The organism is Pedobacter sp. MC2016-14, from assembly GCF_020991475.1.
Classification (GTDB): Bacteria; Bacteroidota; Bacteroidia; order Sphingobacteriales; family Sphingobacteriaceae; genus Pedobacter.
Genome location: NZ_JAJMPA010000001.1, coordinates 264,541 through 280,272 on the forward strand (window position 1 = coordinate 264,541; position 15,732 = coordinate 280,272).

Annotated in this window: 17 protein-coding genes; 16 read left to right on the top strand and 1 reads right to left on the bottom strand. The window is 40.7% G+C overall.

Features of this window, described 5'->3' with window-relative positions; genetic code table 11:
* The first annotated feature begins 1 nt into the window (after position 1).
* The 6 genes from LPB86_RS01035 to LPB86_RS01060 all read left to right on the top strand — a co-directional run bounded on the left by LPB86_RS01035 (position 2) and on the right by LPB86_RS01060 (position 6,484).
* Entirely contained in the window at positions 2-637 is a 636-nt protein-coding gene (locus LPB86_RS01035; protein ID WP_230640607.1) for an alpha/beta hydrolase, read from the top strand.
* Between the two features lie 130 nt (positions 638-767).
* A complete protein-coding gene (gene ileS, locus LPB86_RS01040; protein WP_230640608.1) occupies positions 768-4,175 on the top strand; it encodes an isoleucine--tRNA ligase in 3,408 nt (1,135 codons plus the stop codon).
* A gap of 86 nt (positions 4,176-4,261) precedes the next feature.
* The gene (locus LPB86_RS01045) at positions 4,262-4,645 is read left to right on the top strand and encodes a TraR/DksA C4-type zinc finger protein (protein WP_230640609.1); all 384 of its coding nucleotides are present in this window, start codon (positions 4,262-4,264) and stop codon (positions 4,643-4,645) included.
* Positions 4,645-5,247 carry a lipoprotein signal peptidase gene (locus LPB86_RS01050; protein WP_230640610.1) on the top strand — a complete coding sequence of 201 codons (603 nt, stop codon included), beginning with the start codon at positions 4,645-4,647 and terminating at the stop codon, positions 5,245-5,247. Before LPB86_RS01045 ends, LPB86_RS01050 begins: the two co-directional genes overlap by 1 nt.
* Positions 5,248-5,323: 76 nt before the next feature.
* Complete coding sequence (locus LPB86_RS01055; RefSeq protein WP_230640611.1) at positions 5,324-6,037, top strand: SIMPL domain-containing protein; 714 nt, start codon at positions 5,324-5,326, stop codon at positions 6,035-6,037.
* 135 nt (positions 6,038-6,172) lie between these two features.
* Positions 6,173-6,484: a hypothetical protein gene (locus tag LPB86_RS01060; RefSeq protein WP_230640612.1), complete on the top strand. Its 312-nt coding sequence runs from the start codon at positions 6,173-6,175 to the stop codon at positions 6,482-6,484.
* A gap of 76 nt (positions 6,485-6,560) precedes the next feature.
* On the opposite strand, the gene serS is transcribed toward LPB86_RS01060, so the two are convergent.
* The gene (gene serS / locus LPB86_RS01065) at positions 6,561-7,832 is read right to left on the bottom strand and encodes a serine--tRNA ligase (protein WP_230640613.1); all 1,272 of its coding nucleotides are present in this window, start codon (positions 7,830-7,832) and stop codon (positions 6,561-6,563) included.
* Positions 7,833-7,862: 30 nt separating this feature from the next.
* Between serS and rsmI the strand changes: the two genes are divergently transcribed.
* The 10 genes from rsmI to atpA all read left to right on the top strand — a co-directional run bounded on the left by rsmI (position 7,863) and on the right by atpA (position 15,720).
* On the top strand, positions 7,863-8,585 hold the full coding sequence (gene rsmI, locus LPB86_RS01070) for a 16S rRNA (cytidine(1402)-2'-O)-methyltransferase (protein WP_255695468.1): 723 nt from the start codon (positions 7,863-7,865) through the stop codon (positions 8,583-8,585).
* Positions 8,586-8,607: 22 nt separating this feature from the next.
* Positions 8,608-9,237, top strand: coding sequence for a PH domain-containing protein (locus LPB86_RS01075; protein WP_230640614.1), 630 nt, complete (start codon positions 8,608-8,610; stop codon positions 9,235-9,237).
* A 13-nt stretch (positions 9,238-9,250) separates the two neighbouring features.
* Positions 9,251-10,897, top strand: a complete 1,647-nt coding sequence (gene lnt, locus LPB86_RS01080; protein WP_230640615.1) for an apolipoprotein N-acyltransferase — start codon at positions 9,251-9,253, stop codon at positions 10,895-10,897.
* Between the two features lie 4 nt (positions 10,898-10,901).
* On the top strand, positions 10,902-11,129 hold the full coding sequence (locus LPB86_RS01085) for an AtpZ/AtpI family protein (protein ID WP_230640616.1): 228 nt from the start codon (positions 10,902-10,904) through the stop codon (positions 11,127-11,129).
* A 49-nt stretch (positions 11,130-11,178) separates the two neighbouring features.
* Positions 11,179-11,568: a hypothetical protein gene (locus LPB86_RS01090; RefSeq protein WP_230640617.1), complete on the top strand. Its 390-nt coding sequence runs from the start codon at positions 11,179-11,181 to the stop codon at positions 11,566-11,568.
* Between the two features lie 14 nt (positions 11,569-11,582).
* Positions 11,583-12,713 (top strand): F0F1 ATP synthase subunit A, encoded by a 1,131-nt coding sequence (atpB, locus tag LPB86_RS01095; RefSeq protein WP_230640618.1) that lies wholly within the window; start codon positions 11,583-11,585, stop codon positions 12,711-12,713.
* A gap of 35 nt (positions 12,714-12,748) precedes the next feature.
* Positions 12,749-12,949, top strand: coding sequence for an ATP synthase F0 subunit C (gene atpE / locus LPB86_RS01100; protein WP_090555667.1), 201 nt, complete (start codon positions 12,749-12,751; stop codon positions 12,947-12,949).
* 85 nt (positions 12,950-13,034) lie between these two features.
* Positions 13,035-13,529, top strand: coding sequence for a F0F1 ATP synthase subunit B (atpF, locus tag LPB86_RS01105; protein ID WP_230640619.1), 495 nt, complete (start codon positions 13,035-13,037; stop codon positions 13,527-13,529).
* A 22-nt stretch (positions 13,530-13,551) separates the two neighbouring features.
* The gene (gene atpH / locus LPB86_RS01110) at positions 13,552-14,100 is read left to right on the top strand and encodes an ATP synthase F1 subunit delta (RefSeq protein ID WP_230640620.1); all 549 of its coding nucleotides are present in this window, start codon (positions 13,552-13,554) and stop codon (positions 14,098-14,100) included.
* 48 nt (positions 14,101-14,148) lie between these two features.
* Positions 14,149-15,720: a F0F1 ATP synthase subunit alpha gene (atpA, locus tag LPB86_RS01115; protein WP_230640621.1), complete on the top strand. Its 1,572-nt coding sequence runs from the start codon at positions 14,149-14,151 to the stop codon at positions 15,718-15,720.
* The last annotated feature ends 12 nt before the right edge of the window (positions 15,721-15,732 follow it).

The following is a 15,732-nucleotide window of genomic DNA, read 5'->3' on the forward strand; positions in this document are numbered from 1 at the left end:
CATGAATACACAAGCTCAAAATATTCAGACTGCAGGTACGCCTGCAGCTGAAGCTAAAAAAGCAATCGTCATGCTTCATGGCAGGGGTTCAACAGCCGGGGACATTCTAAGCCTCGGCAAACATCTGGATCTTAATGATACCGCGCTATTTGCACCACAAGCAGCTAACTATAGCTGGTATCCCAATAGCTTTATCGCTCCTGTTGCCAGCAACCAGCCTGCTTTAGACACCTCATTAACGGTGATTGGAAATCTTGTAAACGAAATTATCGGACAGGGAATTCCTGCAAACCAGATTTATTTCCTTGGCTTTTCCCAGGGAGCTTGTCTTGCGCTGGAATATGTTACCCGCAATGCAAAGCAATATGGTGGCGTAATTGCTTTTACGGGTGGTTTAATTGGCCAGGTTTTAGAAACCATAAACTACTCCGGAGATTTCAATAACACTCCAGTGCTGATTACGACCGGAGATCCTGACGCTCATGTGCCACTAAGCCGGGTAAATGAAAGTGTAGCGATTTTACAAGGCATGACAGCAGATGTTACGTTAAAAGTATATAAAGGCAGACAACATACCATTCAATTGGAAGAAATTGAACTGGCTAAGGCGCTTATACACAAATCTACAGCTGCCTAACACAAATTTAACCTCCCGGACGCGGGAGGTTTGGATAAGCCCTACCGCCTTTACCGCCCATTCAATACATTTCTATTTTTCATTCTAAAACCTTAACTTTGCATCCTTAAATTTTGAGGATATTAGATTGATGTATAGGGAATTTAAAAATTTAGAATTAGCTAAAATAGGAGACGAAATACTAGAATTTTGGAAGGCAGAAAACATCTTTGAAAAAAGCATTTCTACCCGTGAAGGTCAGCAACCATTTGTTTTTTTTGAAGGCCCGCCTTCAGCAAACGGACTCCCCGGCATTCACCACGTAATGGCACGTGCCATTAAAGATATTTTTTGTCGCTATAAAACCCTTAAAGGTTTCCAGGTAAAACGCAAAGCCGGTTGGGATACACATGGCCTGCCTGTGGAACTTGGAACAGAAAAAGAACTTGGCATCACCAAAGAAGACATTGGAAAAACCATTTCTATAGAAGAATACAACAACGCCTGTAAAAGAACCGTAATGCGCTACACCGGCGTATGGAACGACCTAACCGAAAAAATGGGTTATTGGGTAGATATGGATGATCCCTATGTTACCTACAAACCGAAATACATGGAATCGGTTTGGTGGTTGTTAAAACAGATTTACGACAAAGGCTTACTCTATAAAGGATATACTATTCAGCCCTATTCTCCAAAAGCTGGAACAGGCTTGAGTTCTCACGAAGTAAACCAGCCTGGTGCTTACCGCAATGTAACCGATACCACCATTGTTGCTCAGTTTAAAACATTGCCAGAAACACTGCCTGCATTTTTGCAAGGTTTTGGTGACATTCATTTTCTGGCATGGACCACCACCCCCTGGACACTTTCATCCAACACTGCCCTTACCGTTGGGCCGAAAATAGAATATGTACTGGTTAAAACTTTCAACGCTTATACATTTTTGCCGGTTAATGTAGTCCTCGCTAAAAACCTGGTTGGCAAGCAATTTGGCAAAGGCTTTTTTGCCAGTAGCAAGGCAGAAGATTTCAGCAATTTCAAAGAAAACGACAAACAAATCCCTTACCAGATCGTAGCAGAATTTAAAGGCGCAGACCTGGTAGAAATTAAATACGAACAACTTTTACCCTATACACTGCCTTACCAAAATCCGGAAAATGCTTTCCGTGTCATTGCGGGTGACTTTGTAACCACGGAAGATGGTACCGGAATAGTACATACCGCACCAACTTTTGGTGCTGATGATGCTAAGGTGGCTAAAGAAGCAAAACCTGAAGTTCCTCCAATGTTGGTGTTGGACGAAAACGGCATCCCTGTTCCTTTGGTAGATTTGCAAGGTAAATTCACTTCACACATGGGTGATTTTGCCGGAAAATACGTAAAAAATGAATACTACAATGCTGGCGAAGCACCTGAGAAATCAGTTGATGTAGAAATCGCCATTCGCTTAAAAGAAGAGAATAAAGCATTTAAGGTGGAGAAATATGTACACAGTTACCCACACAGCTGGAGAACTGACGAGCCTTTGTTGTACTACCCACTGGATTCATGGTTTATCAAGGTAACTGACGTTAAGGACAGGATGTTTGACCTGAACGAAACCATCAATTGGAAGCCTAAATCTACCGGTGAAGGTCGTTTTGGAAACTGGCTTAAAAATGCCAACGACTGGAACCTTTCACGTTCAAGATATTGGGGTATTCCTTTACCTATCTGGAGAACAGAAGATAAAAAAGAAGAAATCATCATTGGTTCCGTAGAAGAACTTTACCAGGCCATAGAAAAATCGATCGCAGCAGGTTTTCAGAAAGAAAATCCGTTTAGTGGATTTGAAATCAGCAACATGTCTGATGAGAATTATGACCTGATTGACTTACATAAAAACGTAGTAGACGAATTAATATTGGTTTCTCCTTCGGGAAAGCCGATGAAACGTGAGAGCGATTTAATTGACGTATGGTTTGATTCTGGTGCAATGCCTTATGCACAATGGCATTACCCTTTTGAAAACAAAGATAAAATTGAGGAGAACAAGGACTTTCCGGCAGATTTTATCGCCGAAGGAGTAGATCAGACCCGTGGATGGTTTTATACCCTGCACGCCATTGGTACGCTTGTCTTTGATAAAGTGGCTTACAAAAATGTGGTTTCTAACGGATTGGTACTGGACAAAAACGGACAAAAAATGTCTAAACGTTTGGGCAACGCGGTAGATCCGTTTTTAACCATTGAAGAATATGGACCGGATGCAACCCGCTGGTACATGATCTCAAATGCCAACCCATGGGACAACCTAAAGTTCGATTCGGAAGGAATTGCTGAAGTAAAACGCAAGTTCTTTGGCACCTTGTACAATACCTACGCATTCTTTGCTTTATATGCCAATATCGATAAATTCGAAATTGACGAAGACAATGAAACACCTGTTTCCGAAAGAAGTGAACTGGACCGCTGGATTCTTTCTTTACTGCAAAATCTGATCAATGAGGTAGACGAAAGCTACAATGCCTATGAGCCTACAAAAGCGTCGCGTGCTGTTCAGGCTTTTGTGGATGAACATTTAAGTAACTGGTACATCCGCCTATCCCGCCGCCGTTTCTGGAAAGGTGAAATGACTGCGGATAAAAAAGCAGCTTACGAAACTCTATACACCTGCTTAACCAGTATTGCCCAGTTGATGGCACCTATTGCTCCTTTCTTTTCAGATTGGCTGTACCAAAACCTCACTGTAAATAAAAAAGGTGCAGAGCAGTCCGTACACTTAAGTTTATGGAAAGCAGGCGATGTGGCACTAATTGACAACGAATTGAACGAGCGCATGCAGCTGGCACAAAATATCTCTTCAATGGTATTGTCGCTGCGCAAAAAATCAAGTATCAATGTTCGTCAGCCACTGGCCAAGATTTTAGTCCCGGTGCTGGATCCTAAATTCTCTGAGAAAGTTGAATTGGTGAAAGAACTGATCCTTTCTGAAACCAACATCAAGAATATCGAATATATAACCGATACAGAAGGTTTCATCAAGAAAAAGATCAAGCCTAATTTTAAAATGCTGGGCGCAAGGGTTGGAAAAGACATGAAGCTCGTTGCCGATGCCATCACCAATCTGGAACCTGCGAAAATAGCAGAACTGGAAAACAAGGGCGAGACAGAACTAACCGTAAACGGTGCTGCTGGTGTTACCACCTACACCATCCAAAGTACAGACCTGGAGATTATTGCCGAAGACATCCCCGGATGGCAGGTAACCAACCTGGGTAACTTAACTGTTGCTTTAGACATCACCATTACCGAAGAATTGAAACAGGAAGGATTGTCCCGAGAGTTGGTAAACCGGATTCAGAACTTAAGGAAAGAATTGGGTTTTGAGGTTACAGACCGCATCACAGTTACTTTACAAAAGGATAATTTGATTAACAATGCCGTAACACAGAATAAAGCCTACATTTGCGCAGAAATTTTGGCAGAAGACGTACTAATGGCAGATAACTTAGATAAAGGAAACAAAATAGTAATCGACGATGTTGAACTACAAATTTTGATTGCACAACAATAATTACTGTGGAACCGTCATGATTTTTCAAACTACAACTGAAGGATAAATCATGACAGATCCATTACCAATAAAAACAAATTAGACAAATGGAAAAATCGACAAAAACAAGGTATTCTGACAGCGAGCTCCAGGAATTTAAAGACCTGATCCAGGAGAAACTTCGCATGGCGAGAGAAGAATTTTTAGACTTAACAAACTCTTTAAGCAGCCCTAATTCTAACGGTACTGAAGACACTTCAGGTACGTACAAAACATTGGAAGATGGTTCTGCAACATTAGAAAAAGAACAATTGAACCAGTTGGCCGCACGTCAGAAAAAGTTTATTGAAAACCTGGAAGCTGCAATGGTACGTATTGAAAATAAAACTTATGGTGTTTGCCGCGAAACCGGAAAACTGATTCCTAAAGAACGTTTACGCGCTGTTCCTCATGCTACTTTAAGCATGGAAGCTAAATTGAAGCAGGCATAATGAAGGGCTACACTAAACCCTTATTGGTCATTTTTTTAGTATTGCTGGCAGACCAGGCTTTAAAAACCTGGATCAAAACCAATATGTACATTGGTCAGGAATTTAAAATTATCGGTAACTGGTTCATTATCCATTTCACTGAAAACAATGGTATGGCTTTCGGAATGGAGTTTGGCGGTGAATTTGGAAAACTGTTTCTATCGCTCTTCAGGATTATTGCAGTTGCCGGAATTGGTTATGGATTACATTACCTGATTAAAGGAAAACACCACAGGGGCCTGATTTTAAACGTTGCCCTTATTTTTTCAGGTGCACTAGGCAACATTATAGATTCTGTGTTTTACGGTGTCATCTATAAATACGCTGGCTTGTTCCACGGACGTGTGGTAGATATGTTTTACTTTCCGATCCTGGAAGGTATTTTCCCGGCATGGGTACCCATTTGGGGAGGCGAAGATTATGTCTTCTTCAGACCGGTGTTCAACATTGCCGATGCAGCCATCTCAGTCGGTGTAATTGTGATCCTGATTTTCCAGAAAACATACTTCAAGGAAGAGGTTAAAGAAGAAATTGGACCTAATAATGAGATTGTTGAAGATTAATTTAAAATTTATAGGCTACCCGCTTATGGAATTGGCATGATAATTCCATCTACAGGTAACACATAAGAAAATTAATATGAAAAAGTTATTTATTTTGGCCATTGCTGCCTTATTGAGCATAAGTGCCCAGGCCCAACAAGTTGATTTACGTAAAAAAATCAGTGTAAGCGGAAGCGCCGAAACTGAAGTGATGCCCGATATCATATACATCAGTATCTCTTTAAAAGAATACCTTAAAGACGGCAATAGTAAAAAGAAAGTTGAAATCACCGATCTGGAAAACCAGCTCTTTAATGCCGTACAATCAGCGGGCATTGCTAAAGAGAACCTTTCCATTACCAACTTATCGAGTTACACCGCTGTAGCCGAGAAAAAGAAAAACCCGGATTACCTGGCCAGCAAACAATACCGCTTAAAGGTAACGGACTTAAATAAATGGAATGCAATTATAGATGCCGTTGATGCGAAAGGTATTGCTTACACCAATATCGAAAGCTATGATTATTCTAAAATTGAAGGCTTAAAAAAAGAGCTTAAAATTAAAGCCCTGCAAGCAGCCAAAGCTAAAGCAGCTTATCTGGTAGAAGCATTGGGTGATAAATTAGGCAGTGCCATTGACATCCAGGAAGTAAACAACGAGCAGTTTCCACAGCCTATGTACCGCAGTAATGTGATGTACATGTCTAAAGCAGCAGAATCTGCTGATATGGCACCAGCGGCAGAAATTGATTTTAAAAAAATCAAACTGAATTACGTTATGAATGTAGTTTTTGAAATCAAAGGAATATAATCCAACTGACCAGTAGACTGGACAGTTTTTAACGAAATACCCTTTAAAAACCTATCAAACTTGCTTTGGTAGGTTTTTTGTTTATAAAGAACTGAAGCTATGTTGGCTTATTTATAACCCTAAATTCATAACACAATGAAAAAATTAATTTACTCCTTCGCGTTGATCCTGACAATGGCTATCAGTGCAAATAATGTTTCCGCTGCAGATAAGGTTAAAGACAAAGTAGAGTTAACAGCTGAGCAAAAAGTAAAATTAGAGCGCATTACCAATCGTGTTGAAGAAATCAGACACATGGACAGGTCTAACATGACCAGAGCCGAGAAAAAAGAATTACGTAAAGAATTAAGAGAGTTAAAAGCAGAAGCCAATGCAACTGGTGGTGGCGTTTATCTTTCTGTTGGTGCAATCATCATCATCATCTTAGTGTTGATCTTGATCTTGTAGTCAAACACTATATATTTAACAAAAAAAGCTTCCCCAAAGGAAGCTTTTTTTGTTAATACAAGGTCATCAGAACCTCTTAATCAATAGTATCAAAACCAGTATATTTTACCAATACTTCAGGCAATTTAATGCCTTCCGCAGTTTGATAGTTCTCTAAGATGGCAGCTACAATACGAGGCAAAGCCAATGCACTACCATTTAAAGTATGCGCCAACTGGGTTTTACCAGTAGCACCTTTGTACCTTAATTTTAAACGGTTACTTTGGTAGGCTTCAAAATTAGATACAGAAGATACTTCCAACCAACGCTGTTGAGCCGCACTCCAAACTTCCATATCGTAAGTCATGGCCGCTACAAAGCCCATATCGCCACCACACAGGCGCAATACACGGAAGTGTAAACCCAAATCACTTAACAAAGATTGCACATAGGTACTCATCTCTTCCAAAATCTCATAAGATTTTTCAGGATGCACTACCTGTACCAATTCTACCTTATCAAACTGGTGTAAGCGGTTTAAACCACGCACGTGAGCGCCGTATGAACCTGCTTCACGACGGAAACACGGGGTATAAGCTGTATTTTTAACCGGTAGTTCATCTTCCTTTAAAATGACGTCCCTATACAAATTGGTTACCGGAACTTCGGCGGTCGGAATCAGGTATAGGTTATCTATGGTAGAATGGTACATCTGTCCCTCTTTATCAGGAAGCTGTCCCGTTCCAAAACCAGAAGCCTCATTAACCATCAAAGGCACTTGCATTTCCTTATAGCCTGCTTCTGTAGCCCTGTCCAGAAAAAAGTTAATCAGCGCGCGCTGTAATCTTGCGCCTTTACCTTTATACACCGGAAAACCAGCTCCGGTAATTTTGGTGCCGAGTTCAAAGTCAATGATGTCATATTTTGAAGCCAGTTCCCAATGCGGCAAAGCATTTTCATGAAGTTGAGCGGGTTCACCATGTAAGGATACCACCTCATTTTCTTCCGGAGTACTTCCTGCAGGCACCTGTGCACCTGGTAAATTAGGTAATTGCACCAAAGCATTGTATACATTTTGCTCTGCCAAAGCCAGCTGCTCAGACAAGGCTTTAATCTCTTCTTTATTGGATGTAGTCTGCGCTTTAATCAGCTCAGCTTCTTCTTTTTTACCCGCTCTCATCAACTCTCCAACTTGTTTGGCGTTGGCATTTGCGATAGCAGAAAGGTTATCCAGCGAATTTTGAGTTTGTCTGCGTTCTTCATCAAACCTGATGATTTCATCAACCAGTTCTGGCTGTTTAAAATTACGCACACTTAAGCGCTCTAAAACTTTCTCTCTATTTTCACGGATATAGTTAACTTGCAGCATTATTTTATTTTTTAACAAAGATAACAAGTTTTGGAGAATAACACGGAGGGCAAACTATTTCTGGTACCTACCCCTATTGGCAATTTAGAAGACATGACCTTCAGGGCAATCCGTGTCTTAAAAGAAGCAGACATCATTCTGGCCGAAGACACCCGGACCAGTGCCCCTTTGCTGAAACACTTTGGCATCGATAAAAAAGCCTACTCCCACCACCAGCACAATGAACACAAAGCCACTGCTGAAATCATTAAGTTTTTAAAAGAAGGAAAAAATGTAGCCCTGATTTCTGATGCCGGCACACCAGCCATTTCAGATCCCGGGTTCTTTCTGGTACGTGAAGTACTCAAAGAAGACCTTGCGGTAGAATGCCTGCCCGGTGCAACTGCTTTTGTACCTGCTTTAGTGAATTCCGGCCTGCCTTGCGATGCTTTTGTATTTGAAGGATTTTTACCGGTTAAAAAAGGCAGACAAACCCGCATGAAGAAATTGGCAGAAGAAGAACGCACGATTATTTTATATGAAAGTCCGCACCGCCTGCTGAAAACATTAACGGAGTTTATCGCCTATTTTGGTGCAGAGCGACAAGCATCGGTAAGTAGAGAGCTTACCAAAATGTATGAAGAAACAGTGCGTGGCACTATAGAAGAAATAAAATCACATTTCGAAAACAATATATTAAAAGGAGAATTTGTAATTTGTATTGCCGGCGCCGAAGAAATAAAGAAAAATAAAAAGAACGCTAAAGACATATAACGCACACTTAACTTAACACAACATGAATTTAATAGATAGATTTTTAAGCGACGAACAAGATCCAAAAACCGTTGAAAAGGTACTGGGCAAATTGAACGATATGCTAACCACCAATGAAGAATTGATTTACCTCGCTGTTCAAAAAAAACCTGCGGTAAACTTGCTTCCTGATTGCATTGCTGTAAGTAACAAAAGGATTTTTTACTGTGAACCCGCCAATTTTGGCATCACCATGAATTTTAAAGACATCTCCTGGAAAAGCATCAAGGAAATCTCTTCTAAAGAAGAATTGTTTGGCTCTAAATTTATTTGTGTTCCACAGTACGGAGAAAATATCATTACGGAGTTTATCCCCAAGGTGCAAGCCAGAAAACTATATCAGGCAGCCTACGAGCAACTGGAGAAATTTAAAGAAGAGCAGAGACAAAGTGAAATCGAAGACAGGAGGCCGGCTCCTTCTCCCGTAACGGTAAATGCACAACCGGCTGAAACCATCCTTGAACCTGTAGCGCCAGTTAGTAAACCTGCTGTTGAAGATACCGAAGATGAAACTACCCTTAAATTAAGGAAACTAAAAACCTTGTTTGACAAACAACTCATTACCCTGGAAGAATACGAAGCTAAAAAAGCGGACATTCTGGATAGTTTATAATTGCCGGATTTAAATGAAAATTAAGCAAACTTACCTGCTGGCTTTGGGCAGCTCATTCTTAATGTGGCTGGCCTGGCCACCACATACTTTTGCTGCCCCGCTGTTGTTCATTGGCCTGGTTCCTTTGCTCATTGCCTTAGACCGGCTGATGAAAGAAGGTGGCCCTAAAACTGGCAAAAAGGTATTTCTTACAGCAGGCCTGTCATTTTTTGTTTGGAACACGGCGAGCATTTACTGGGTATTTAATGCCATCAATTCCTTTAGCACAGGTGCCATCAGTACCGTTATCTCCCTCCTGGTTTCTTTAATTCCATATGGCTTGGGCGCTTTACTGATGACTTTTGCTTTCTGGTTACACTATCGTTTACAGCGGGTTGTTGCAAACAGAAAAATCACCTGGCTTGCCTTGGTTAGCTTTTACGTGTCTATGGAATACCTGCACCAGAGCTGGGACCTCGCTTTTCCATGGATGACACTGGGCAATGGCCTTTCTGGTTTGCACCAACTGGCGCAGTGGTATGATTATACAGGTGTATATGGAGGATCTGTCTGGATTTTAGTCAGCAACATTCTGGCATTTGAAGCCTATAAAACGCTAACATCAAAATCTTATACCGGCTATTTAAAGTTCCGTCCGCTGGCCATCTGGCTCATGGTGCTAATTTTCCCAGCCATAGCTTCATTGGTTAAATATAACCAGTACACAGAAAAGCAAATGCCGGTTAACGTAGTCGCGGTACAACCAAACATAGATCCGTATGGTAAATATGGCTACATTTCCGCTCAAACTCAGCTTGAAATTCTTACCCATTTATCAGATTCAGTCGCGCAAACCAATACAGAATACTTTATATGGCCAGAAACAGCCCTTACGGATTATACCGATGAAGACCAGGTTCGCACAAGCCGGGATTATGCCTATTTGCAGCAATTTTTAAACAAATATAAAAACGGAACCTTAATTACAGGTGTAGAAAGCATTAAGAAGTACAGCGACAAAAAAACGCTGACGGCAAAGCAAGACATCAATAGCGGCATGTGGTACGACAATTACAATTCGGCCATGCAAGTAGAAAACTCTTCTAATGTGCAATTTTACCACAAATCTAAATTGGTTCCCGGCGTAGAAAAAATGCCTTTCCCTAAAGTGTTCTCCTTTCTTGCACCAGTCTTTGAAGGCTTGGGGGGCACCGCCTCCGGCTGGGGATGGCAGGATCATCCCGGCGTATTTTACGCACAAAGCGGCACAGGCGTAGCGCCTGTAATATGTTATGAATCGTTATGGGGCAGCTGGATTGGTCAGGCGGTTAAAGATGGCGCTCAGTTTATAGCCATCATCACCAACGATGGTTGGTGGGGAAATACTTCAGGCAAAGACCAGCACCTGCTGTATGCTAAACTCCGGGCAATAGAAACCAGACGCTGGATTGTACGCTCTGCCAATACCGGTATCTCTGCATTCATCAATCAAAAAGGAGACATCGTACAGGAGAGTAAATGGTGGACCCGCAATGCCCTTAAAGCCGACCTGAATTTAAATGATCAGCTTACCTTTTACGTTAAAAGTGGCGATATCCTGGCACAATTACTGAGTGTTTTTGCGCTCCTGCTGGCCCTTGTTATTCCTTATCACACCTGGTTAAGAAAAAAGAAAATCTAAGAAAATGGAAGAGCAACCAGAAAAGTCACCCAAAAAGCCAATCCACTCCTACATCCGTTATTCAGCTACAGGATTTCAAATGCTGGCTACCATAGGTATTTTCACTTTCGCAGGCTATAAAATAGACGAATACAGGGGCAGCGAAAAGCTGATTTTTACAGCCTTGCTGGGACTTATAGGCGTGATTGCCTCGCTATATCAGGTCGTTCGACAACTCAATAGTAAAAAATAATTGCTAGCACCATCTATTTAAATTACTTACTTTTGACAAAAAAAGAGTTTTGAGTATCCCCAAATTTACCCTTTATTACTTTGCTTATGCCATTGTCCTTGCCGGCATTGCCTTTGCGCTTCCGCAAGTATTTCCAGACGTTACGTTACTCGTAAACAAGTTCTGGTTAATCTTCTGCTTCCTCGGAGGCATCACTTACATTGCCTACGTTACTGCCTATTTTGGCATTAAAATGAACGCTGAAGCGGGAGTAATGGCAATTATGGGGTCAATTGTACTGAAGATGATATTTTCTTTGGCTTTTGTGCTGATTTACAGCATAAACAGTAAGGAAAAGGGAGTCGTTTTTGCCCTCAACTTTTTTTCTTTATATTTATTGTTCAGCTTCTTTGAAATATTCGCGCTGTTACGTAACTTGCGCCTCCAAAATAACCAGTAAAAATCTGCCAGTAAATGGATTGTAACCACGTTTTTGAATTTAATGTTAATAGGCTAATCGTTGCTTTTACGCTTTTTTTAGCGCTTTTCTTTGTAACACCCGTGTTATATGCACAGGAAGACACATTGAAAACAACTGCTGCCGCTCATGCTGAACCAGAAGCAGAGAAAAAGTTTAACCTAGGTAAGTTTGCCCTGCACCATATCGCAGATTCGCACAGCTGGCACGTTATCGGAGATTACTATATTGGTCTGCCTATAATGCTGTATACCAACAACGGACTTGTTGTTTTTAACGCAAATGACTTTCATCATGATGATGAAGCTAAAATTGTAGTTGAAAAAGGCGGACAGCGTTTTGTTAAAATGCACGAAAAAATCTATTACGCTTCTGAAACTGCTAATGAGCATGGACAATATGTGGATGCAGGTGCAGAGCATCATGTAAATAATGCCCGCCCTTTAGATTTCTCGATGACCAAAAACGTATGTACTTTATTACTGTCGGTAATCGTGATTCTTGCCGTATTCCTTAAAGTAGCCAGCGGCTACAAAAAAAGAGCCGGCAAATCTCCAAAAGGTTTGCAATCCTGGATGGAACCAATCATCATGTTTGTACGTGACGATATCGCCATTCCAAATCTTGGTCATAAATACGAACGTTTTATGCCATACCTGTTAACCGTATTCTTCTTTATCTGGTTCAACAACATGTTAGGGTTAATCCCTTTTTTACCAGGAGGCGCCAACTTAACCGGAAACATTTCTGTAACGGTTGTATTGGCAACAATCACCTTTTTGATGATTAACTTCAACGGTAACAAATACTATTGGAAACACATCTTTACACCAGATGTACCATGGTGGTTATACATCGTTTTAGTTCCGGTAGAGATCATCGGTATCTTTACCAAACCAATTGCATTAGCCATTCGTTTGTTTGCCAACATCACTGCAGGTCACATTTTAGGATTAGCGCTGATTGGATTGATCTTCGTATTCAACTCCACAGCCGTTTCACTAGCCTCAGTACCTTTTGCCTTATTCATTGGTGCAATTGAACTACTGGTTGCATTTATACAAGCTTTTATATTTACCATTCTGTCTGCCTTGTTTATTGGTATGGCGATAGAAGAACACCACTAATTAGAATTTTTAACAATTAATATATATAAATCATGATTACAGGAAGTATTGCTGCAATTGGTGCTGGTTTAGCCGCTATCGGCGCTGGTATGGGTATCGGAAAAATCGGTAGCTCTGCTATGGAAGGTATTGCTCGTCAGCCAGAGGCAGCCTCTAAAATTCAAACTGCGATGTTGATCGCTGCTGCATTCGTTGAAGCAGTTGCGCTTTTCGCGGTAGTAGTTGCATTAGTGTAACTAAAAATAGTGATGTACTTTGTAGGATTGCTACAAAGTACATTCTATTGTTTAACAAATAAAAGATTTAAATATATATACTTAGATGGAATTATTAGTCCCTGAAATTGGTTTAGTTGTTTTTCAAACAATCGCATTTTTATTGTTGATGTTTCTTTTAACCAAGTTTGCATGGAAACCAATCCTTGCAGCGATAAAAGAACGTGAGCATACCATTGATGAAGCTTTAAATAAAGCTGAACTGGCAAAACAGGAAATGGTACGTTTGGCTGCGCAAAACGAAGACTTAATGAAAGAAGCACGTGCTGAACGTGATTTGATTTTGAAAGAGGCAAAAACATTAAAAGACAGTATCGTTAGCGAAGCAAAACACCATGCGCAGGCTGAAGGTGCTAAACTGATTGAAAAAGCTAAAATCGAAATTGAAAACCAGAAAAAAGCAGCCTTATCTGAATTGAAAGGTCAGGTTTCTGCTTTATCACTGGAAATCGCGGAACGTGTATTACGTACTCAACTTGATGACAAAAGCAAACAACAAGAGCTTGTTGCCAGCCTTTTGAAAGACGTTGAATTAAACTAATTGATCTCTAGCCAAATAAGAAATGTTAGAAAATAAAGCAGCATCAAGATACGCTAAATCCATCATCGACCTGGCTACTGAGCAGAATGCGCTGGAGCAAATTAAAACCGATATGGCTTTTATTGCGCAGCTGATTGATCAAAACTCAGAGTTAGAGGCCATATTGAAAAATCCAATTGTGCCTTTGGCTAAAAAATCTGCGATCCTTCAGGATCTTTTTTCTGGAAAGGTTCATGAAATTACCCTTGCCTTTCTTAAACTGATGGTAAGCAAAGGCCGCTCTGAAATCATTTTTGGCGCTGCCAAATCTGTAGTTAAACAATACAATATCCTTAAAGGTATTGTAACTGCAGAAGTAGCCTCGGCAATTGAACTTACAGACAGCAACAGAGCAGAAATTGTTGCCCTTGTTAAAAAATCGCTTGGTGCAAATGAAGTGCTGATCAAAGAAAAGATCAATGCAGATTTAATTGGTGGTTTCGTACTTACTGTAGGAGACAAACAATACAATGCAAGTATCTCGCAAGGATTAAACAAACTAAAACAGGAATTGGCACAAGGTGTAGCCTAATCCAAACAATAGATAATATATACTGATTTACAATAGAAAATATAAATTATGGTAGAGGTAAGACCAGATGAAGTATCGGCAATTATCAGACAACAATTGTCGGGCTTTAAATCAGAAGCTGAACTGGAAGAAATTGGTACCGTATTACAAGTGGGTGATGGTATCGCCCGTGTATATGGTTTAACTAAAGTTCAGGCCGGTGAGCTCGTTGAATTTGAAAGCGGTTTACAAGGTATTGTATTGAACCTTGAAGAAGATAATGTTGGTGTGGTTTTGTTAGGCCCTTCAGACAATATCAAAGAAGGTGATACCATCAAAAGAACCAAAAAAATCGCCTCTATTAAAGTAGGTGAAGGTATGCTTGGCCGTGTGGTAAACACAATGGGCGAGCCTATCGATGGTAAAGGACCAATTTTAGGTGAAACTTATGAGATGCCGATTGAGCGTAGAGCTCCGGGGGTAATCTACCGTCAGCCGGTAACTGAGCCTTTACAAACTGGTATCAAAGCTATCGATGCCATGATCCCAATTGGTCGTGGTCAGCGTGAGTTGGTTATCGGTGACCGTCAGACTGGTAAAAGTGCCGTTTGTATCGATACCATCATCAACCAAAAAGAATTTTATGATGCAGGTAAACCTGTATTGTGTATATATGTAGCTTGTGGTCAAAAAGCAAGTACTGTAGCTAACGTTGTACGTACTTTAGAAGAAAACGGTGCAATGGCTTATACAGTAGTCATTTCAGCTTCTGCTGCAGATCCAGCTCCGTTACAGTTTTATGCTCCTTTCTCAGGTGCTGCAATTGGTGAGTACTTCCGTGATACAGGTCGCCCGGCATTGATCGTTTATGATGATTTGTCTAAACAAGCTGTAGCTTACCGTGAGGTATCTTTATTACTTCGTCGTCCACCAGGACGTGAGGCTTATCCAGGAGACGTATTTTACCTGCACAGTCGTTTATTAGAGCGTGCGGCAAAAATCAACTCTAACGATGACATCGCAAAAAACATGAACGACTTACCTGAGTCTATCAAACATTTGGTAAAAGGTGGCGGTTCATTAACAGCTTTGCCAATTATCGAAACTCAGGCAGGTGACGTTTCAGCGTATATCCCAACCAACGTAATTTCAATTACTGACGGACAGATCTTCCTGGAGTCAAACTTGTTTAACTCAGGTGTTCGTCCGGCAATTAACGTAGGTATCTCGGTATCACGTGTGGGTGGTAACGCTCAAATTAAATCCATGAAAAAAGTAGCTGGTACGTTGAAATTAGACCAGGCTCAATACCGTGAGTTAGAGGCTTTCTCTAAATTCGGATCTGACCTGGATGCTGCAACAAAATCAGTATTGGATAAAGGTGCACGTAACGTAGAGATCCTTAAACAAGGACAGTTCTCTCCAATGAGTGTAGAAAAACAAACTGCAATCATTTACGCAGGTACTAAAAACCTAATGCGTTCTGTTCCTGTAAACAAAATCAGAGAATTTGAAGCAGAATACTTACAGCAATTAGAATTGCGTCACCCAGAAGCTTTACAAGCCTTAAAAGCTGGTAAATTGGATGATGCTACCGCAACTCTTGAAAAAGTAGCGAAAGAACTGTCAGGTAAATACTAATCATACATTGAT